Consider the following 20,522-nt stretch of genomic DNA (forward strand, 5'->3'; position numbering starts at 1 on the left):
TAAATCTAGTGATGAAAGGGTTTATAGGGAGGAAAAAATGAGGTCCCCTGATGGTGGTCAGGAAAAGCACGCAAAAGATGGGGTATAACCTTGATTTACGTGGGTTCTCTCAATAGAGTAGCTACAGTTACATCGAATCTCAGTTTAGTCGAGGTCGCTTTGTCGAACTTTCATCAAGCCATTGCTCGGTTGATAGAGCAAATTAACGACGCGAGGGATAACGACGTTCGTTTCACCCAAGAGTTGGCAGAGAAGCCACCATTCGCGTTCATCGATTGGCTTGAAGCCCAACCGGTTTTCCCGAAATTCTATTGGCAGTCCCGTGATACCCGTGAAGAGGTGGTCGCATTGGGGCAGCTTTACACATTCTCCGATCCTGCGCCGGCGTACACCATTTTGGGTGACGATCAACGCGTGTGGGGCGGGCGTTCATTTGATGGTCAGACAGACAAAAACCGTCGCTGCATGTCGTCGTTTTTCTTTCTGCCACAGGTGGAGCTTATCCGTTTTGACACGACATGGAAGCTCGCAGCCAACGTCAGTCACGAACGCCACCGTACGCTCGCCACGCTGAATAAGCTGCTGACGGACGTAGCGCCACTGCGCGTAATGAACTGTGAGGTGACCAACGTGCAGCATGTCCCGACCGAATCAGGTTGGGCGACGCTGGTGGAACAGGTATTGGATGGCATTGAGCACAACGACTTTAAGAAAGTGGTGTTGGCGCGTCAGACAAAGTTGTCGCTCGATCGCCCGATCAGCGCCGCGCAACTGCTCAAAGCCAGCTACGAACAGAATCACCACAGTTTTCACTTTCTGTTGGCGCTGGATACCAAACACAGCTTTATGGGCTCCACGCCGGAGCGGCTTTATTTTCGTCAAGGGCAAGAGCTACAAACGGAAGCGCTGGCGGGCACCATCGGTCGTGGTCACAATGCGACGCAGGATATGGAACTGGCAAACTGGCTGACTCAGGACAGTAAAAACCTCAACGAAAACCAGTATGTGGTGGACGACATTGTTGAGCGTTTAACGCCTTACTCAGAGGCGGTAACGGTGGAGCAGGAGGCGCATTTGGTTCGCCTGCGCAAAGTGCAGCATCTGAAACGCCGTATTCATGCGCAGCTTGCAACAGGCATCAATGGCGTGCAGCTGTTGAGTGCACTTCAGCCGACCGCGGCGGTGGCGGGTTTGCCACGCAAAGCAGCATTCGATTTTATCACTCAGCACGAGCCGTTCGCTCGTGGCTGGTATGCAGGTTCTATGGGTTATTTCAGTCATCAACAAGCGGAATTCTGCGTTGCGATTCGCAGCGCCTTAGTGCTGGAAAAAGAAGTCCAGCTGTTTGCCGGTGCCGGCATTGTACCGGGCTCGGTGGCCGAGCATGAATGGCAGGAGCTGGACAAGAAAATGTCGACACTGCTGAGTCTCATCACTGACCGCCTGCCGTTGGGCGTGGCCTCATGAGTCAGGATCAAGCGGTATTGAACCGCATCTGGTGTCAGACACTGCTGGAAGAGATGACCCGATTTGGCGTGAGCGAGGTGTGTATTGCACCGGGCTCGCGTTCAACGCCTTTAACGCTGGAAGCGGCAGCCAATCACAACCTGACGCTGCACACGCACTACGACGAACGCGGTCTGGGTTTTATGGCGCTCGGTATGGCGAAGGCGAGCGGCAAACCGGTGGCGGTGATCGTGACCTCGGGCACCGCGGTTGCCAACTTACTGCCGGCGATTGCTGAATCGCGCCTGACGGGCGAGAAACTCATCGTTCTGACTGCTGACCGCCCGGTTGAACTGGTCGGTTGCGGCGCCAATCAGGCGATCAATCAAATTGGCATTTACTCTTCGCACGTGACGCAGGCGGTGAATCTGCCCAGCCCGAATGTGCGTTTGCCACTGAACTGGCTGCTGACTACGGTCGATGAGGCGCTCAGTCAACAAGCGCAGCATGGTGGCACGGTGCAGTTTAACTGTCCGTTCCCTGAACCGCTTTATTCGGCCAACGACGCCAGCCTGTATCAGGATTATCTGGTCAGTGTAAGCCACTGGCAGCAATCGAATCAGCCGTACAGTGAACGCCGATTCAGCGATGCGCACGCTTTTCCGGAAGACGCGCAAATGCTCAGCCGTAAAGGCTTGGTGATCGTCGGGTCCGTGCGTCTGGCTGAAGCCAAAGCCGCGCAGCAGTTTGCAGAGAAGCTCGGCTGGCCGCTACTGTGTGACCCGCAATCGGGCATCAGCAGTGAGTGGGCACATTTTGATTTGTGGCTGCAAAACAGCGCCGCGAAAGCCTTATTGGATGAGTGTGAACAGGTAGTGCAGTTTGGTTCGCGCATTGTTTCAAAGCGCCTCAATCACTGGCTGGAACAACATGTGCGCCGCAGCAATGCGCATTACTGTTATGTTTCGCCAGCGCCGGATCGCAACAATCAGTCGCATCTGCCCCAGCAGCATTGGGTGTGCGATATTCCCGACTGGATTGAAACCAAACTGAGTAAGTGGAGCGCGCTCAGCGCCACTCATGCAGGCTGGGCGGATGAACTCAAACGCTACGCTGATAGCACCGCGGAACTCGCCAAACTGCATTTAAGCAATGAACCGATGACGGAAATCGCTCTGGCGCTCGATCTGACTGAGCGTGCGCGTCACGCCGCACTGTTTGTCGGTAACAGTTTGATTGTGCGTCTGGTCGATATGTTCAGCGCGGTCGACGGGCGGGAAGTGTTTTCCAACCGCGGCGCGTCCGGTATTGATGGCCTGGTGGCCACCGCGGCCGGCGTGCAACGTGCCATTAACCAGCCAATGCTGATGCTGATGGGCGATACTTCACTTCTGTATGACATGAGCTCACTCGCATTGGTGCGCAGCACGCCGAAGCCGCTGGTGATTGTGGTCGCTAATAACGATGGCGGCGCCATTTTTGATCTGCTGCCTGTTCCGGCGCAGCAACGTGAAGCGCTGTATCAGATGCCGCATGGCATGCAGTTCGAACACGCCGCAGCCCAGTTTGGGTTGGGTTACGCACGTCCGGAAACTTTGGCCGCCTATCAGAGCCTGGTGGATGACCATCTCGCGCAGGGCAATGGAACTTTGTTGCTGGAGATCACCACGCCGCCTCAGCAAGCCGCGCAGCAAATCAAACAACTGATGCCGCAGATTCATGATTTGTAGCCGCGCGTCATTTTCTCACTTTTCATTACGTAAACAGCGTGCAGATGTGCCAGTGTTGGTGTTTCTGCACGGCTTACTCGGCAACGGCGACGACTGGCAGTCAGTGTTGAATGCATTGCCTGATTGGGATTGGATTACGCTTGATCTGCCCGGACACGGCGATAGCCAAGAACAAACCTGTCACGATTTTGCCGACTGCTGCCAGCAAATCACCGCTGCCGTTCTTTCTCATGTTCCACCGCAAACTCCAGTCTGGCTGGTGGGCTATTCGCTGGGTGGCCGTCTCGCCATGACTGGCGCAGCGAGCGGTGCATTTGCTGCGCTCAACGTGCAGGGATTCATCATCGAAGGTGGAAACTTTGGCCTACAATCGACAGTCGAACGAGAAGCACGCTGGCACAACGACAGCCACTGGGCAGCCCGTTTTCGCTCAGAGCCGATTGAACAGGTATTGAGCGATTGGTATCAGCAAGCGGTATTTAGTTCACTAAACCATGAGCAAAGACAAACCTTAATCACAAAGCGAAGTGCTAATCTTGGGCACGCCGTGGCAAATATGCTGTTATCCACTTCTCTGGCCACACAGCCGTATTTGTTGCCAACCCTGAAGCAATTGCAGACCCCTGTCTGGTATGTGTGCGGTGCGAAGGATGAAAAATTTCGTCAGCTTGCTGAGCACAGCGGGCTGAACTATCGTCAGGTCGAAGATGCCGGGCACAATGTTCACCATGAACAGCCCGCCGCCTTCGCCCGGATTATTCAAGATTTAATACACACGCTCAGTTTGGGGGCGGGTGACAACAACAATGGGAATCACCATGGCTAAAACAGTAGGCATTTCAGAAGAAGAACTTTACGCTCCGGTCAACTGGCAAGACTGCGGCGGCAGTTACGAAGATATTCACTATCACAAATCGGAAGATGGTATTGCGAAAATCACCATTGCGCGCCCGCAGGTTCGCAACGCTTTTCGTCCGCAGACCGTCAAAGAGATGATCCATGCACTGGCAGATGCGCGCTACGACGAAGGCGTCGGCGTGATCATTCTGACCGGCCTCGGTGAAGATGCTTTCTGTTCTGGTGGTGACCAGAAAATTCGTGGCGATTACGGCGGTTACAAAGACGAAACCGGTACTCACCACCTTAACGTGCTCGACTTCCAACGCCAAATCCGTACGTGTCCGAAACCGGTCATCGCCTCGGTTGCTGGCTGGGCGGTCGGCGGCGGCCACGTCCTGCATATGATGTGTGACCTGACGATTGCCGCAGAAAATGCGCAGTTTGGTCAGACGGGGCCTAAAGTTGGTTCGTTTGATGGCGGCTGGGGCGCTTCTTACATGGCGCGTATCGTTGGCCAGAAAAAAGCGCGTGAAATCTGGTTCCTGTGCCGTTTCTACGACGCGAAAGAAGCGTTGGATATGGGCCTAGTGAACACGGTGGTGCCACTAGAAGAGCTGGAAAAAGAGACTGTACGCTGGTGCCGTGAAGTGCTGCAACACAGCCCAATGGCGCTGCGCTGCCTGAAAGCGGCCTTGAACGCAGACTGTGATGGTCAGGCTGGCCTGCAAGAACTGGCGGGTAATGCCACTATGCTGTTCTACATGACTGACGAAGGTCAGGAAGGGCGTAACGCGTTCAACGAGAAACGCAGACCGGACTTCAACAAGTTCCCTCGTAACCCATAATCATGAAGAGCGGCCCGGTTGTCTGGTGCCGCTCTTTGTTTAAAAGTATTCCGAGCCCAATCAATCCAAATTGACCACTAATGTGGTGACTTTGACCGGAAGGGCATTTCAGTAACAAGCAGAGTTAAGTTAGATATGCGCAGTGCAAAACTGTATCGCTACCGCTTGCCAATGGATAGCGGCGTCATTCTTCGTGATGAGAAGATGACGGAACGTGAAGGCTTTATCGTTGAACTTCAGGAAAATGGCAATATTGGGCGTGGTGAAGTCGCGCCGCTAAAAGGTTTTAGTCTCGAATCGCTCGATGAAGCGGGGGCGCTGGCGAAAGAGCAGCTTGAGCTGTGGGTTCAAGGTCAGGCATTGGGCTACGATGCGCTGTTCCCATCGGTGGCTTTTGGCGTATCGATGGCGGAATTGGAGCTGGCGGGTGAATTGCCGGAGCAGGGCCAGTATCAGGCTGCTCCGCTGTGTACCGGCGACCCGGATGAACTGATCCCGCAACTTAACGCGATGCCGGGACAGAAAGTGGCGAAAGTCAAAGTCGGCCTGTATGAGCCGATTCGTGACGGCATGCTGGTCAATCTGTTCTTAGAATCGATGCCGGATCTTTACCTGCGTCTCGATGCCAATCGCGCCTGGAGCAAAGAGAAAGCCGCTAAGTTCGCGCAATATATCGCGCCGTCACTGCGCGGCCGAATCGCGTTTCTGGAAGAGCCGTGTCAGTCACCGAGTGACAGTCTGGCGTTTGCGATTGATACCGGCATTGCCATTGCGTGGGATGAAACCCTGCAACATGCGGTGCGCAGCCAAGAGTTCCGTTTGGAAGATTTGATTGGGGTGAAAACCATCGTCATCAAGCCGACCCTGATAGGCTCAGTGTCGCGCTGTCTGAAATTGATTGAGAAAGCCAAAGCGCTTGGCCTGCAAGCGATCATCAGCTCTAGTATTGAATCGAGCCTCGGTCTGACTCAACTGGCGCGTTTCTCACACTGGCAACTGCCGAATGAGATTCCGGGTCTGGATACCATCGGTTTGTTTAAAGCGCAGCTGGAAACGCCGTGGCCGCAGTGTGAATTGCCGCTGCAAACCTTGAGCGAACACAGCCTGCTGTGGCAATCGGAGTCAGCATGACCCCGTGGCAACACTGGCAGCAGCGCCACCCAGAGCGGGTGGCGCTTTGTCTTGAAGAGGGCACGCTCACTTGGCGTGAACTCAACCACCATGTGCAGCAATACGCCAATGCGATTGTCGAGAGTGGTCTTAAGCACTCCGATGTGCTGACGCTGGTGGGAAAAAATCATCCGCAAACCCTGTTTTGGCTGCTGGGTGCAATGCAGCTTGGCGTGGTGTGCGCGCTGACCATGCCACAACCGGCGGCGCAGCTGCGCAGTAAATTGTCGGCGCTGTATCGTGATGAGCAACGTGCCAATGTTTGGCTCGCGCCAAGCGCGGGGCTGACGTTGGATGAGTTGGGTGAGGTGAATGCGTTGTCACTGCCTTCCAGCCCGTCAACCCATGCCGAGAGTGCCTACCACAGGGATAATCTCGCGACGCTGATTTTTACCTCCGGTTCCACCGGCATACCCAAAGCGGTCGCGCATACTCATGCGCAGCATTTAGCTTCCGCACAGGGGCTACTGACCGAATTTAAATTTCAATCCGATGACACCTGGCTGCTCGCCTTGCCGCTCTATCATGTCTCGGGGCTGGCGATTATTTATCGCTGGCTGGCTGCGGGGGCGTGCCTCAAAATTGGTGGTGGCCAATTGGCGCAGGATATTGAAGGTGTCACGCACGCGTCGCTGGTGCCCACTCAACTGAAACGATTACTCGATAGCGGGCAGAGGCTGACGCTGACACACGTGTTGCTCGGTGGTAGCCATATCCCCCTGACGCTCGCGCAGCAAGCCGCCGCACTCGGCATTGAAACCTGGCTCGGCTATGGCATGACCGAGGCGGCATCAACGGTGACCGCCAAACAGGTCGATGGTCAAGCGGGCGCCGGGCACGTTCTCGCGCATCGCGCGGTACGTGTTGAAGACCAGCGCATTTACATTGGCGGCGATACCCTTGCCAGCGGTTACTATCGTCAGGGTCTCTTACATCCGTTTATTGACGCTCAAGGCTGGTTTGACAGTAAAGATCTCGGTTACTTTGACCAGGACCAATTGGTGATCATTGGCCGTGCCGATAACCTGTTTATCTCCGGTGGCGAGAACATTCACTGTGAAGAGATTGAGAGTGTGCTCAATCGTCATCCGCATGTTCAGCTGGCGATGGTCGTGCCGGTCGAAGATGATGAGTTTGGCGCTCGTCCGGTGGCAGTGGTGCAAAGCAGCGCGCCGTTTAGCGATGAGCTAGGCAATGAATGGTGCGAAGGGCAACTGGAGAAGTTTAAGTGGCCGGTGGCGTATTTTGATATGCCCGATGCGCTGACGGAAAGCGGTATTAAAGTGTCGCGCCAGGCTCTCAAACAGTGGCTGGCGAACCATCAAACACGCTTTCGGGTTATGAGTTAGTCCAAAACAGAATTTTGCTTCTTATAACTGCTTGGCATAATAGTCCTAAGATTTAAACCGCTTAGGACTATCGATGATGAAGAAAGGACTGCTTATTGCCACGATTGTGCTGCAACTTCTGCTTGCGCTGACGCTGACAGGTTGGCCGCGTAATGTTGCTGAGCTGAGTGCGTTTCTGCTGGTTATCGCGTTTGCCTGGAATGCTAAACAGCCTAGCGGGTCAGCAACCAACTCAGAGACGTCGTCGATATAAGTACCCACAATACCACCCCAAACAGCAGCGGCTTTGGACCGGACGCTTTCAGACGCGCCACCGAAATGCTGCAACCAATCAGAAACAGACACACCACCAATGCCTGCTTGGCGACGCTGAAGATCAACTGATACAGCGTATCAAACTGTGGCAGCGCATCGCTAAAACCAATTGCGGCACAATAAAACACAATGAAGTAGGGAATCGTGATTTTCTTGGAGTGGCTGCGAAACATCCATGCACTGACCAGCGCCACCGGCACTATCCATAATGCACGCGCCAGTTTGAGCGTGGTTGCGGTTTTCAGCGCTTCCTCACCGTAAGCCGAAGCCGCACCCACCACCGATGAGGTATCGTGGATCGCAATCGCTGCCCAGGTACCGAAGGTATGTTGATCCAGATTGAGCGCATGGCCGATCAGCGGAAACAGAAACAGCGCCACCGAATTGAGCACAAACACCGTACCAAGAGCCAACGCGGTCTGATCGTCATCGGCATTGATGGCCGGAGCAACCGCAGCGATGGCGCTACCGCCGCAAATTGCAGTGCCGGATGCAATCAGGTGCCCGGCGGTGCGGTTGAGACCCATCGCTTTAGCGATCAACGTGCCGAAAATCAAAGTGCCGGTGATGGTTGCCAGAATCAAGCCGATACCCTGGCCCGTTACTGCCAGCGCTTCCTGTAGCGGAATGCCAAAACCTAAACCGACAATGGAATACGCCAACAACTTCTTGGTGATTTTGCCAATCGGTAACTGCGTTGGCACCCAACCTAATGTGGCGAGGAAAAAGCCCAGTACCAGTGCGGTCGGTGAAGAAATAAAAGGCGTCAGGCAAGCACCGAGAGCCAGAGCAAACGGAATGTGTTTGGCTTGAAAATTCATGATGTTGTGGCGGTTTGATCGTTATTCGGAGTCGGGGACAGTCATTGTAGCCTAAGGTGTGAGGTCAGAAAGTCTTAATGTTTTGAACAAGCGTTCAGGAAAACTGAACGCTTGTTCAAGCTGTTTAAATGATGGCTACTTCCAGTCACCGCGCAGCGCTGCGACTTTCTCAAACATTAGTTCGGTGTTGGCTTCGCGAGCGGCGACCGCTTCACCGGCTTCTATCTCAATCTGAGACCAGAAGCGGCGTGGCAAGCCTTTACAGGCTCGGCCGTTGTAGCGGCTGAAGAAACTGCCCCACAAGCCTTTAATCGCCATCGGGATCACCGGCACCGGACTGCGGCGCAGAATGATATCGATCCCGCGCATAAATTCATTCATTTCACCGTCGGCGGTCAGGCGGCCTTCCGGGAAAATGCACACCAAATGACCTTCCTGCAGCGCTTGCTCAACCTCCGCAAACGCACGGCGAATCGAAGTACGGTTGCTGGCGGAAATGGGGATCACTCCGGCGCGTTTCAGGAAACGGCGCAAGACTGGCAGGTTGGCGTAATCTTCTTCCATCACAAAGCGAATCAAGCGCGGGCAAGCACCGCTCAGCAGCAGGGCGTCCATATAACTGACGTGGTTGCACACTATCAGCGCACCGCCATGTTCTGGCAGCTTGTTGAGGTTTTTATGTCGTACGCGATAGAGCGTATGAGTCAGGGCCCACACCACAAAACGCACCACAAAAATAGGTACCTGCAAGAACAGATATGCCGCCAACAACAGGTTCATGACCGAGAGCAACGCAAACAACTGAGGAATGGTGAGCTCGAGCAGCGTCAGGCAGATGATGCCCAAAATCGCGCTGCACACCATAAACAGCGAATTGTAGATGTTCAGCGCGGCAATCACCTGCGCGCGTTCGGTAACTTTTGCGCGTTGCTGCATCAACGCATACAACGGCACGATGAACACACCGCCTGAAGCGCCGAGTAGCAGCAGATAAGCAAACAACGGCCACAACGGCTGGTAAGCCACAAACTCTGAGAACTGACTGAAAATCGGCAAATTGTCAGGAATGCTGGTTGCCATCAGGTAACCAAACAGGCTGATACCAAAACTGCCGATTGGCACAATTCCGACATCGATGCGGTGATTGGAGAGCTTGTCACACGCAAGCGAACCGATCGCAATCCCGATGGAAAACAGCGCCAGCAGGAACGAGACCGAACTTTCGGTGCCGTTAAGAAAGACTTTGGTGAAGTTGGGAAACTGTGTCAGGTACGCCGCGCCAAGGAACCAGAACCAACTGATCGCCATCATCGATTGAAAAATGATGCGGTCGCTGCGCGCAATCGCCAGCGTGTGACGAGTTTGGCTGACCGGACGCCAGCGAAAGATCAGATTCGGTGCGCTGGCTGGTGCTTCAGGAATCGAACGGCTTGCCCAGTAACCGCACAGGGCAAAAATAATCACTGCGGCAGCAGCGATGTGGCGGGCGTTGTCAGCAGAGGCAATCACGCCCGCGCCTAACGTGCCAAGCAAAATTGCCAGAAACGTACCGGTTTCCACCAGCGCGTTGCCGGGAACCAATTCATTGGATTTGAGTTGCTGTGGCAGCAGGGCGTATTTCACCGGGCCGAAAAATGCCGATTGGGTACCCATCAAAAACAGGATCAGCAGTAACACGCTGTAACTTTCGGTAATAAAACCGATGGCGCCAATACACATAATGGCGATTTCGAGCAGCTTGACGCGGCGAATAAACCACGACTTTTCGTATTTGTCGGCCAGAACACCAGCGGAAGCGGAAAACAGGAAAAACGGAAGAATGAACAGGCCCGCCGCCAGGTTAATGAACAGATCGCTTGATACCGGCAGCGCGCCGCTGCCAGCAAAGGCGACCAGCAGCAGCAATACATTTTTGAAGATATTGTCGTTAAAGGCGCCGAAGAACTGCGTGATGAAATAGGGAAGAAAACGGCGCTGAGTTAACAACGACGTCTGAGACTGCGGCATCGCCTTTCCTTAATAATTACCAGTTGGCCAGATAGTTAGAGAGTAGGTCCTCAATCAGCGCTTTGCCATCAATCGGTTCGGCGGCAAAGAACTTGTCGTCCACACTCAGCAGAGTAATGCCGTGTACGCCTGACCACAACACGCGGCTGGTACGCAGGATTTCACTGTCGGAACGTTGCGGCGCAATCACTTTCAACAATCCTTCCAGCATGCTGGTCATCGTGTCGATACGCTCGGCCTGCCATTCCGGCAGCACTTCACCGTTCATGTTGTGTTCGAAAATCAGTTGCCAACGGTATGGGTTCTTCTGAGCGAAATCGTGGTAGCAGTAGGCAAGCTGATACAACGCTTGCTCCGGATCTTTACACTGGCTGACGACCGCTTTGGCTTCGCTGGAAAGCTCGTCGAGCGTTTGTGCGACCACATGAAGTAGTAACAAATTGTAATTGCCGAATACGTTGACCAGAGTGCTAGGAACATAACCAATCATGGTTGCGATCTTACGCAGACTCAGTTCGTGGTAGGAATGGCTACCCAGGAATTCCTTCACGGTTTTCAGCGTTAAAGAGACCAATTCTTCGCGGGTATGGTCGTTTCGTCTTGCCATGATGATCTATGCTTAATGAACGATGTTCGATATTCTAGTTATCCGGCTATTGAGCGTCAACTCAGAACCCTGCAATATTCTGATACATGTCGACAAATGCAAAGTGTTTGATTGTCAAATTGAAGCCGCTATGATGACCCCGTATTAAAGTAGGCCGTGTGGCCCAAATAAGTAAAGTAGCTAAGGATAAGTATGAAACGTCTGTTTTCTCTTGTTGCTCTGGTCATGGTTTCTGTTGCGTTTACCCCGATGGCGGACGCTGCCAAAAAATTTGGTGGTGGTAAGTCGTTTGGTAAAAGCTACAAAACAGCGCCAGCACCAACACAGCAAAACCAAAACACCAATACACTGAAACAACAAGACACTTCGAAAACAGCGCAAAGCTCGACCAAAAAAGGATTGATGGGCGGCCTGCTTGGCGGTCTGCTGGCGGGTGGCCTGTTGGCAGCCTTCTTCGGCGGTGCCTTTGAAGGCATCCAGTTCATGGATATTCTGATCATCGGTTTGATTGCGTTTGTGATCTTCAAACTGATGCGCGGCCTGCTTGGCGCCAAGCAGGGCAGCATGAATCAGCATCAACAGCAGCAGCCTGCGTTTGGCGGTATGAACCGCAACGCGTTTGAGCAGCCGAACGTGCATAACTTCGAACAGCCACAAAACAGCGGCGGTTTCGGCAGTCAGATGCAGAGCGACATTCCGCACAACTACCCAGCCGGTTTCGACCGCGTGGCGTTTGTCAACGGTGCGCGTGAGCACTACCGTATTCTGCAAGGTGCGTGGAACCACAACCAACTGGAGACCATTGAAGAGTATGTGTCACCAAGTTTGTTTGAAGATCTGCAAGCCGAGCGCGCGAAGATCGACACCGATCCGCAAACAGACGTGATGTACGTCGATGCAGAGATTGTGCGTGCCGACTACGACGCAAGCAAAGCTCAGCTGAGCCTGCAATTCAGCGGTCGTTACCGTGATGCAGGCGAAGGTATCGAAGAGAACATCGAAGATATCTGGCATCTGGAACGCGACCTGACCACACCAAATGCACCGTGGTTGATCGTCGGTATCCAAGGCTAAATGGCCACTCACTTGAACAAAAACGCCCAAGCCTGTCTTGGGCGTTTTGCTATCTGCGTGATATAACAGAGGCACTCAACGACATATTAATCCTCCGGCAGCGCTGATTCAGGGCTTCCGGGCAAGAACGAAAGGAAAGTCACGTGGCCGAATTCAAATACAAAAATCTGACTCAGGAAGAACAGGACAAAATCGATGCGGCGGTATTTCGTCGTCTGCTGGCGCATCTGGATGACAACAAAGATGTGCAGAACATCGACCTGATGATACTGGCGGGCTTCTGCCGTAACTGTTTCTGCAAATGGTATGAGTCGGAAGCGAAAGAGATGGGGCTGGAGCTGAACATCGACGATGCACGCGAGCGTGTGTACGGCATGACGTACGATGAGTGGAAAACCAACCATCAGCCGAAAGCGACACCCGAGCAACTGGCTGCGTTTGAAGCGCGTCAGAAGAAGTAATTCGAAAGCCGCCATTTCTGGCGGCTTTTTCTTTTCTATCCAGCAGCAACTGACAATTCGTTTCAATATCAGTTACTTCAATGTCAGCCGCTTCAACTAAGTTATTTCAACGGCAGATAGATGTCGGTTTGCAAGTCACACTCATCCACTTCGTGGATCAGATTCAGATAGTGGAAGAAGCATGGGTAATCACGTAGCTCTTCACCGCTTTGCGGTAACCAGTCGCGATACAGCGCGTACACACTCTGACTGATCGCATCATGGCTGCCGTGATGGCGCAGCACTGCGCAGCGTCCGGCCGGAATAGCGCCATTTTTCACGCCGTAGTCATTGTCTTTGACGGGCTGGCTGACGCTGCCTGCGATATCAAAGCGAAACAGCGCTGGCTCGGTTTCGTTGGGATCACTGTAGGGAATGCCGTATGTGGCGCTGGTGGTCACCGGCGATTCACCACTGGCGCGTCGCCAGGCAATAAACTGCGCGGCGGTATCGAGCACCTGCTCGGGGGCACCACAATGTTCGATGTAGGCGATGCGGGTTTCGGCAAAATGAATAATGTTCACGTCCACAAGGTTGACTCCTTTTGCGGGGATTTCAAATTGAAATTGCGAGTGCCATTGCTGCCACTCGGGCTGATTTCTAAAACCGGACGGAGACTGACCAAACGTGCGTGCAAAGGCTCGGGCGAACGCTTCAGGGCTGTCGAACTGAGCTTCTAGCGCGATATTCAGTACGCTGATGCCGGGTTCAAACGCCAGTCGGTAAGACGCCCGCTTGAGTCGCGCCAAGGTGAGATACTTGGCGGTGCCGACGCCGATCTGCGCTTTGAACATGCGGTGAAAGTGGTACTTGGAACAGTGCGCCAGCGCGCTCAGTTGCTCAAGCGACAACTCGTCATCCAGATGGCGATCGATGTAGTCACACACGCCTTGTATGCGCGAATGCAGCGAATGGGTCATCACATTTCTAATCCTGTTTGAGAAAACAAAGCCATGGTCGCATTCAGGGCTGTGAAGATCCTGACCGAAATTGCGCACTTTGCGCCAAGCTTGCTTGAAGCCTTACAACTTAACCAGTGGCGGCAGCGGTTGCAAATTGATCAGTGCCTGACGGGTGATGGCCGGTTGGCGGCTAAACAGCATCAGTGGTTGGAAGGAGGAGTGGTTGAGCGCCGTGACATCAATCAACTGGGTGAGCGCGTAAAAGCGATGCACATACTGGCGGGTTTCCTGGGGCAGCGACAGACGATGAAACTCACGACTGCCTGCGCGTTGAATGGCGCGCGCGACCCGCCCTTCGCCGGCATTGTAGGCTGCCAGGGTTAACGCTAGGTCGCCGCCGAATTTGCGATGCAAAAACGCCAGATAGTTCAGCGCCGCATCGGTGCTGGCGAACACATCCAAACGCTGATCGTTCGGGGCGGTTTGCAAACCGTAACGCTGGGCGGTGGCCGGCATCAATTGCCACAATCCGCGCGCGCCGGCGTGAGAAATCGCATTCGGGTCAAACGACGATTCCAGCATCGGCAGTAGCGCCAGTTGCTGTGGCAGTTTTTTATGGTCTAACTGATTGAAAATATGCGCCAGCAGCGGCTGATAGGTCTCCAGACGCGACTCAATCTGATGCTGATAGGGCGACAGCAGGGCGCGCTGCGAGGCAATCGCGTCATCCAACGAGAGCGCGGTAGTGTGGGTGCTAAACAGCAATATAAGGAAGCTCCCTGTCAGCCGGTACAACTTGGAGTGGGATTGATGGCGTAACAGGGAGCGTAATTTCATATCGCGTCGGCGATGCGTTCTTCGTAGGTCGGTGACGGTTGGGTCAGCTCGCTCAGCAGTTCATGGAACGTGGCGGAGCTCAGACCGTTATCCTGATTGAGGCGCTGACATTGCTGAATCAATACATTCAGCACCTGCCATTGTTTTTCAATTCGTGTTCGTAAGCTGGCGGGCAGTGCACTGAACAGGCGTAACACGCCTTTGTCGCTGTTGGGCAGCGCTAAGCGTTGTAAGCATTGCGTTCGGTGCGACGCATTGCGGTGCAGTTGGTTCAGCACCGGTACTTGCTGGCGAATGTTTTTGCCCAGCGCATCGCCGTTAAATTGCAGATACAGCGCTTTTTGCTCGGTCAGCAGCGTATGCAACTGGCGATAAAGCTTCAGGTCTTCACTAATGGTGAACATAAAACTTTGCATCAGCTGTCCGCGGTTTGAGGCCATGATCTGCTCCTTGCGTGCCGGTTTATTCGTGTCCGGTGTGGAATTGCATCAGCGCCTGAGACAGCGCTTTACTGTCGAGGCTTAACTCGCCGCGCGCCAGTGCAGAGCGCACTTGTTCCACTTTTGCCATATCGACATCCGGCAGTGCCGCCAGTTCGGCCTGTGCTTTTTCCAGTGCCACGGTATTGGCATTCAGCGCGGGCTCGCTCACAGACGTGGCTTGGCTTGGCGCAACGGTTTTTTTGCTCGCTTGCTGGAATGTGGTGTGTGGGACGTGGCCGCCCGAGACCTTATCAATTTTCATAAGCTTGATGTCCTCAATCTTCGTCGTCACTGATAACAGGCGACCAAGAGCAGGGCAGAGTTAAATGCACAAAGCGAATTTGTGCAAAAAAATGAATGACTGAAAGTTTGTACTCGAAATCCGGGGCGGATTTCGAGCGCCACAATGAAAAAGTGTTACCTTCAGTCAAAATTTGCAGCCTGAATCAGAACTGAGTGTGCACCTGATTCAGCCCGGTCACCACGGCGTGCACCACGCTTTGCGAGGCGCTGTTTTGCACTTCGATTTGATCCCCGCGCCCGCCATCTTCCAAAGCGACGCCTTTGGTGCTGGCATTCACCCCGTCTTTCGCGGCGATGATCACCACCTGATTGCCCTTGATGACCAACGGTGGCTTGCTGACCAACGTCGGATCGAGAATTTGTCCGGCGCGCAGGCGGCGGTTGACTTCCAATCCACTCGCTTCATCGATACGGGTGAAAAAATCATCCTGACGGGTGAGGGTGCGGTCTTCCAGTGCCAGCATGGAAGGTTCTAAGCGCCCGCCGCGTGCCAGCGCCGTTTGCGTGACGACCACTGGCAGGGTGAGCGACGCTTTGATGGTGACGTTAATGCGCCATGCGGTATCGCCTTCCTCGCAACGCACCATGCGTTTGAGATGACCGACGGGCAGCAGTTGGTTATCGCGTCCGGTGACGAGCAGCGGCGCCTGACATTCAGGCAGGTGACTGGCAGCGCCCGGAATCCAGAGTTGCCACTGCGCTTGGTACGGCGGCCATTCGCGCTGCGCCGCAAGCTGAGCGATTTCCTCGTCGAGCGAAGCTTGCACTGCGTGCCGAATCTGCATTTCTGAGCGATGTTCCTGCGCCGCGACTGGCAGTGCCAACAGCAGCGCCAGCATCAGCACCACGTTCCTCCGCGCAGAGGAAAAAATCGTTTCCCCTTGACGTAATCGCGCTTCCGATGGGCGGAAGTTGTGTTTCCTTTCTGATTTATAAGTCATTGTTTTTAATTAAATAATTTTATGGCATGCATCTTGTTTCGTCTAAACGCACCTTGAGCCGACTTGTAAGGAACAGACATGGCCATTTCATTTGAAACCGCGTTAGGCGTTCACCCGGAGGCACTGAATTTTCGCGTTCAGCGTACCAAAGTCCTCGCGAGCAACCTAGCAAATGTTGACACCCCGGGATATCTGGCCAAAGACCTGACATTTAAAACCGTCATGAGTACGGCCGGTAACCGCGGCGTCAATCCGGGCATACCGGAATGGCAGGTGGAATCTCAATATTCGATTCCTTACCAGAACAGCAAAAACGGCAACACCGTTGAGCTGGGTGTCGAGCAAGCCAAGTTCACGCAGAACAACATGGATTTTCAAACCAGCCTGACATTTCTCAATATGAAATTCAACGGCTTAGCGAAAGCGATTGAGGGACGTTAATCATGCCTTTTACTGATATTTATTCGATTGCCGGTTCGGCGATGACCGCGCAGACCGTTCGTCTGAACACGGTCGCGAGTAACCTGGCGAACGCCGATGCTGTGTCGGCTAATCCGGACGACGCCTACCGCGCGCTGAAACCGGTCTTCGCCACGGTGTACAACAAAAGCCAACTGGCAACCGGCGATAACGTGTATCCGAGTGCGGAAGTGCGCATCGTCGACGTGGTGCAGAGCGCGGGTCAGGCGGAAAAGCGTTTTGAGCCGCACAACCCGCTGGCCGATGGCGATGGCTACGTGTACTACCCGGATATCGACGTGGTGGCGGAAATGGCCGACATGATGTCCGCGACGCGCAGTTTTGAAACCAACGTTGAAGTGCTGAGCAACGTGAAAAGCATGCAGCAAGGGCTGCTCAAACTGGGGCAGGGTAGCTGATGAGCATTGCACAATACACCGCCTTGTCGGGTGATACGTCCGGCAGCGCAACCACCACCAACACGGGCATCAGCAGCAATGGTTTAGATGCCAACGATTCGACCTCGCTGCAAAACGAATTCATTTCGTTGATGGTGGCGCAGATTCAAAACCAGGATCCGCTGAACCCGCTGGATGGCACCGAATACGTGGGCCAGCTCGCGCAATTTTCTCAGGTGCAGAGCATGGAGAACATGTCGAGCCTGATGCAAAACAGCATGGTGCTGCTCGACAACATGCAAGTGCTGTCGACCGCGGGTCTGGTCGGTCAAACGGTTTACGTCTCCGGGAACGAATTTGAACTCACCGACGCGCCGCAAAGCGGAAAAGTGGAACTCGATTATGCGTCCAGTCAGGTCAATCTGGTCATTGCGGATGAGTTCGGCCAAACCACCAAGCTGCCACTGGGCGCGCATCCGGCGGGCGATGTCGATTTCACCATCGATCCAGAAGCGCTGGGCCTGAAACCCGGCAACTACACCGTCAGCGTCGAAGTGCAGGACGGTCAGTCGTCACCGAATGTATTGCTGGCCGGCACGGTTGAACAAGTGCGCATTCCAAGCACTGGCGGTTCGGCCATGGTGAACATTGCCGGTGTCGGCAGCGTGCCTTTCTATCAAATCACCCAATTTGGCGCCTAAACCCAAACAAGGAAACAGAGGTTAATTTATGAGTTTTAATATTGCTCTCAGCGGCTTGGATGCAACCAACACCGAACTGAACACCATCAGCCATAACATTGCCAACGCATCGACTTACGGTTTTAAAGGCGCGCGTACCGAATTCTCTGCGGTGTACAACGGCATGCAGCCGGGCGGCGTGGAAGTGGCGTCGATTTCGCAGAACTTTGATAAGAATGGCTCCGTAACCGGTACAGGCCGTGCCATGGATTTGGCGATCAACGGCAGCGGCTTTTTCGTCACCAAAGACAGCATGGGCCAAACGCTGTATACCCGTTCGGGCGTGTTTGGCACGGATAAAGACAACTACGTGGTCGGCAACACCGGCGCCAAGCTGCAAGGTTACAGCGTGGATGGCAACAACAATCTGTTGAGCGGTTCGGTGGGCGACATCAAGATCAGCACTTCATCGCTGTCCGCCAAAGCGACCGACTCGCTGGAGTTTGTTGCCAACTTTAACGCCAGCGCGGACGCGATTGACCAGACGGTGTACCCGTTTGATCCGGCCGATCCGAATTCATTCAACTCCTCTTACACCTCCAAAGCGTACGATTCGCTGGGTAACAGCCACACAGTAACGCAGTACTTCACCAAAACTGCGGACAACACCTGGGAAGTAAACGTGCAGGTGGACGGCGCGGCGACGGCAAGCGCAACGGTGCCAGTGACGTTCAATACCGACGGCACACTGAGCTCACCCACCGGCAGTTTTAACGTCGCGTTTCCGGCCGCAGGCGCCAATGCGATGAGCATTGATGTCAGCCTGACCGGCAGCACCCAGTTTGGTGCCGACTTTGGCGTCAGCACCAACAACCCGAACGGTTACACCTCCGGTGAGCTGGCAGGCGTACGAGTGGAAGGCAACGGCATGGTTTACGCCACCTACACCAACGGTGAATCACAGCTGCAAGGTCAGGTGGTGCTGGCGAACTTCGCCAACCCACAAGGTCTTGCCAAAGTGAGCGGCACCGCGTGGACACAAAGCTTCAGCTCTGGTTCGCCGACGGTCGGCGTACCGGGTACCGGCACACTGGGCGATTTGACGCCGGGCGCACTGGAAGGATCGAACGTTGACCTGACCAGCGAACTGGTGAGCCTGATGACCGCGCAGCGTAACTATCAGGCCAACGCCAAAACCATCTCGACCGAAGACAAGCTGACTCAAGCGCTGTTTAACGCGATCTAACGGAGCCGACGATGGATAGTTTGCTGTTTACCGCCACCTCCGGCGCGAGCCGGGTTCTCAAAGCGCAGCACGTGCGTTCGAACAACTTATCGAACGCCGATACTGCGGGTTTTCGTGCGGATATGGAACGTGTGCGCAGCGTGCCGCTGCAAGGTTCGGGGTTCGATGGCCGCACCATGGTGGTCACCAACTCGGCCGCAACCCGTTTCGACACCGGCGATGTGGTGAAAACCGGACGTCCGCTCGATGTGGCCGTGATGGGCGATGGTTACCTGACGGTGCAAACCCCGGAAGGCGGCGAAGCCTACACCCGCGCGGGCAACATCGCGGTGGATGTGAACGGCGCGCTGAGCATCAACGGTTTTGCGGTCATGGGCGAGAACGGCGCGTTGGTTCTGCCGGATTTTCAGAAAGTGGAAGTGAGTGAACGCGGCCGCATTTCGGTCATTCCGCCGGGCGGCGGCGCGGAAATTGAAGTCGGTACGCTCAAGCTGGTGAAAGCCAACGACAACCAGCTGCAAAAAGAGAGCGACAGCCTGCTGCATACGGTGGATGGCGTGCCGCTCGCGGCGGACAACAGCGTGCAACTGGCACCGGAACACATTGAAGGCAGTAACGTTTCCGCGATTGATGAACTGCTGAATGTGATGTCACTGACGCGCAACTTTGAAATGCAGATCCGCATGATGAAAACCGCAGAAACGTTGGCGCAAGCCGGAAACAAATTAATGAGCGCGCGTTAAGCGCTCGACCAATAAGGAGAGACTCCGATGCATTCAGCATTATGGGTAAGCAAAACCGGGATGGCGGCACAAGACACAAAAATGACCGCCATTTCCAACAACCTGGCGAACGTCAACACGGTCGGCTTTAAGCGTGACCGCGTGGTGTTTGAAGACCTGTTCTACAGCATTCAGCGTCAGCCGGGCGCGCAGGTCGATCAGGTCAACGAGCTGCCAACCGGTGTTCAGTTGGGGAGCGGTGTGCGCGTGGTCGGCACCCAGAAAGTGTTCACTCAGGGCAACACGCAAAATACCGGTCAGGACTTGGATCTGGCGGTGATGGGGCAAGGCTTTTTCCAGATTGAAAACTCAGACGGCCAAATCATGTACAGCCGCAACGGCCAGTTCCACGTCAACTCGGAAGGCTTGATGGTGAACAGCCAGGGCCTGCCGCTGCAACCGCAGATTCAGGTGCCGGACGATGCGATTTCGCTGTCAGTCGGCGTTGATGGCACAGTGACGATCACCACGGCCGCTGACTCCACACCGCAGGAACTCGGTCAGATCACGCTGGCGAAGTTCATCAACCCGGCCGGTCTGGAAGCGCTGGGCGGTAACTTGTTCCGTGAAACCGAAGCCAGTGGCGCAGCCGATGAGCTGATTGCCGGTGAAGATGGCGTCGGCAGCATTAAACAAGGTGTGCTGGAAGGCTCCAACGTGCAGGTGGTGGAAGAGATGGTCGACATGATCACCACGCAGCGCGCCTACGAAATGAACGCCAAAGTGGTCTCGGCCGCCGATGACATGCTCAAGTTTGTAGCGCAGTCGGTGTAAGGATGAATCAAGCG

General features: G+C 54.5%; 23 protein-coding genes. 15 read left to right on the forward strand and 8 right to left on the reverse strand.

Annotation, left to right across the window (positions count from 1 at the left end):
• The first annotated feature begins 159 nt into the window (after positions 1–159).
• The 7 genes from DYA43_RS04265 (at position 160) to DYA43_RS04295 (ending at position 7,633) form a co-directional block, all read left to right on the forward strand.
• Positions 160–1,467: an isochorismate synthase gene (locus DYA43_RS04265; RefSeq protein WP_055452623.1), complete on the forward strand. Its 1,308-nt coding sequence runs from the start codon at positions 160–162 to the stop codon at positions 1,465–1,467.
• On the forward strand, positions 1,464–3,176 hold the full coding sequence (gene menD, locus DYA43_RS04270; protein ID WP_061056284.1) for a 2-succinyl-5-enolpyruvyl-6-hydroxy-3-cyclohexene-1-carboxylic-acid synthase: 1,713 nt from the start codon (positions 1,464–1,466) through the stop codon (positions 3,174–3,176). Before DYA43_RS04265 ends, menD begins: the two co-directional genes overlap by 4 nt.
• Positions 3,166–4,002, forward strand: coding sequence for a 2-succinyl-6-hydroxy-2,4-cyclohexadiene-1-carboxylate synthase (menH, locus tag DYA43_RS04275; protein ID WP_061056285.1), 837 nt, complete (start codon positions 3,166–3,168; stop codon positions 4,000–4,002). Before menD ends, menH begins: the two co-directional genes overlap by 11 nt.
• Positions 3,995–4,861, forward strand: coding sequence for a 1,4-dihydroxy-2-naphthoyl-CoA synthase (gene menB / locus DYA43_RS04280; protein WP_061056286.1), 867 nt, complete (start codon positions 3,995–3,997; stop codon positions 4,859–4,861). Before menH ends, menB begins: the two co-directional genes overlap by 8 nt.
• Before the next feature lie 135 nt (positions 4,862–4,996).
• On the forward strand, positions 4,997–5,992 hold the full coding sequence (gene menC / locus DYA43_RS04285; RefSeq protein WP_061056287.1) for an o-succinylbenzoate synthase: 996 nt from the start codon (positions 4,997–4,999) through the stop codon (positions 5,990–5,992).
• Positions 5,989–7,380 (forward strand): o-succinylbenzoate--CoA ligase, encoded by a 1,392-nt coding sequence (gene menE / locus DYA43_RS04290; protein WP_061056288.1) that lies wholly within the window; start codon positions 5,989–5,991, stop codon positions 7,378–7,380. Before menC ends, menE begins: the two co-directional genes overlap by 4 nt.
• Before the next feature lie 73 nt (positions 7,381–7,453).
• A complete protein-coding gene (locus DYA43_RS04295) occupies positions 7,454–7,633 on the forward strand; it encodes a hypothetical protein (protein ID WP_020432018.1) in 180 nt (59 codons plus the stop codon).
• Here DYA43_RS04295 and DYA43_RS04300 read toward each other — a convergent pair.
• The 3 genes from DYA43_RS04300 to DYA43_RS04310 form a co-directional block, all read right to left on the reverse strand.
• The gene (locus DYA43_RS04300; protein ID WP_024373243.1) at positions 7,593–8,516 is read right to left on the reverse strand and encodes a YeiH family protein; all 924 of its coding nucleotides are present in this window, start codon (positions 8,514–8,516) and stop codon (positions 7,593–7,595) included. The two genes, DYA43_RS04295 and DYA43_RS04300, sit on opposite strands and share 41 nt — an antisense overlap.
• A 135-nt stretch (positions 8,517–8,651) precedes the next feature.
• Positions 8,652–10,523: an MFS transporter gene (locus DYA43_RS04305; protein ID WP_061056289.1), complete on the reverse strand. Its 1,872-nt coding sequence runs from the start codon at positions 10,521–10,523 to the stop codon at positions 8,652–8,654.
• A 16-nt stretch (positions 10,524–10,539) separates the two neighbouring features.
• Complete coding sequence (locus DYA43_RS04310; protein ID WP_020329923.1) at positions 10,540–11,130, reverse strand: TetR/AcrR family transcriptional regulator; 591 nt, start codon at positions 11,128–11,130, stop codon at positions 10,540–10,542.
• A gap of 192 nt (positions 11,131–11,322) precedes the next feature.
• On the opposite strand from DYA43_RS04310, the gene DYA43_RS04315 reads away from it, so the two are divergent.
• Positions 11,323–12,204, forward strand: a complete 882-nt coding sequence (locus DYA43_RS04315) for a Tim44 domain-containing protein (RefSeq protein WP_020432021.1) — start codon at positions 11,323–11,325, stop codon at positions 12,202–12,204.
• A gap of 143 nt (positions 12,205–12,347) precedes the next feature.
• A complete protein-coding gene (locus DYA43_RS04320) occupies positions 12,348–12,665 on the forward strand; it encodes a DUF1244 domain-containing protein (RefSeq protein WP_020329925.1) in 318 nt (105 codons plus the stop codon).
• Between the two features lie 101 nt (positions 12,666–12,766).
• Here DYA43_RS04320 and DYA43_RS04325 read toward each other — a convergent pair whose 3' ends face one another.
• From DYA43_RS04325 to flgA, 5 genes are all read right to left on the reverse strand, one after another.
• Entirely contained in the window at positions 12,767–13,624 is an 858-nt protein-coding gene (locus tag DYA43_RS04325) for an AraC family transcriptional regulator (protein ID WP_044362028.1), read from the reverse strand.
• 102 nt (positions 13,625–13,726) lie between these two features.
• Positions 13,727–14,371, reverse strand: a complete 645-nt coding sequence (locus tag DYA43_RS04330; RefSeq protein ID WP_061056290.1) for a lytic transglycosylase domain-containing protein — start codon at positions 14,369–14,371, stop codon at positions 13,727–13,729.
• 68 nt (positions 14,372–14,439) lie between these two features.
• Positions 14,440–14,883 (reverse strand): flagellar export chaperone FlgN, encoded by a 444-nt coding sequence (gene flgN / locus DYA43_RS04335; RefSeq protein ID WP_004725066.1) that lies wholly within the window; start codon positions 14,881–14,883, stop codon positions 14,440–14,442.
• Between the two features lie 22 nt (positions 14,884–14,905).
• A complete protein-coding gene (flgM, locus tag DYA43_RS04340) occupies positions 14,906–15,187 on the reverse strand; it encodes a flagellar biosynthesis anti-sigma factor FlgM (protein WP_020329928.1) in 282 nt (93 codons plus the stop codon).
• Positions 15,188–15,371: 184 nt separating this feature from the next.
• Complete coding sequence (gene flgA, locus DYA43_RS04345) at positions 15,372–16,073, reverse strand: flagellar basal body P-ring formation chaperone FlgA (RefSeq protein WP_061056291.1); 702 nt, start codon at positions 16,071–16,073, stop codon at positions 15,372–15,374.
• 174 nt (positions 16,074–16,247) lie between these two features.
• Here flgA and flgB point away from each other — a divergent pair, with 174 nt between their 5' ends.
• Genes flgB through flgG form a run of 6 tightly spaced genes read left to right on the forward strand, consistent with a single transcriptional unit; the run spans position 16,248 to position 20,508 of the window.
• Positions 16,248–16,610: a flagellar basal body rod protein FlgB gene (gene flgB, locus DYA43_RS04350; RefSeq protein ID WP_004725069.1), complete on the forward strand. Its 363-nt coding sequence runs from the start codon at positions 16,248–16,250 to the stop codon at positions 16,608–16,610.
• A 2-nt stretch (positions 16,611–16,612) separates the two neighbouring features.
• Positions 16,613–17,047 (forward strand): flagellar basal body rod protein FlgC, encoded by a 435-nt coding sequence (gene flgC / locus DYA43_RS04355; RefSeq protein ID WP_004725070.1) that lies wholly within the window; start codon positions 16,613–16,615, stop codon positions 17,045–17,047.
• Positions 17,047–17,727, forward strand: coding sequence for a flagellar hook assembly protein FlgD (flgD, locus tag DYA43_RS04360; RefSeq protein WP_024373236.1), 681 nt, complete (start codon positions 17,047–17,049; stop codon positions 17,725–17,727). The genes flgC and flgD overlap by 1 nt, the downstream gene beginning before the upstream one ends.
• Positions 17,728–17,755: 28 nt before the next feature.
• Positions 17,756–18,952 (forward strand): flagellar hook protein FlgE, encoded by a 1,197-nt coding sequence (flgE, locus tag DYA43_RS04365; protein ID WP_014204707.1) that lies wholly within the window; start codon positions 17,756–17,758, stop codon positions 18,950–18,952.
• Between the two features lie 11 nt (positions 18,953–18,963).
• Positions 18,964–19,695: a flagellar basal body rod protein FlgF gene (locus DYA43_RS04370; protein WP_061056292.1), complete on the forward strand. Its 732-nt coding sequence runs from the start codon at positions 18,964–18,966 to the stop codon at positions 19,693–19,695.
• Between the two features lie 27 nt (positions 19,696–19,722).
• A complete protein-coding gene (gene flgG / locus DYA43_RS04375) occupies positions 19,723–20,508 on the forward strand; it encodes a flagellar basal-body rod protein FlgG (protein WP_004725074.1) in 786 nt (261 codons plus the stop codon).
• The last annotated feature ends 14 nt before the right edge of the window (positions 20,509–20,522 follow it).

Origin of the sequence: Vibrio fluvialis (genome assembly GCF_900460245.1) — a bacterium.
Lineage (GTDB): Bacteria > Pseudomonadota > Gammaproteobacteria > Enterobacterales > Vibrionaceae > Vibrio > Vibrio fluvialis.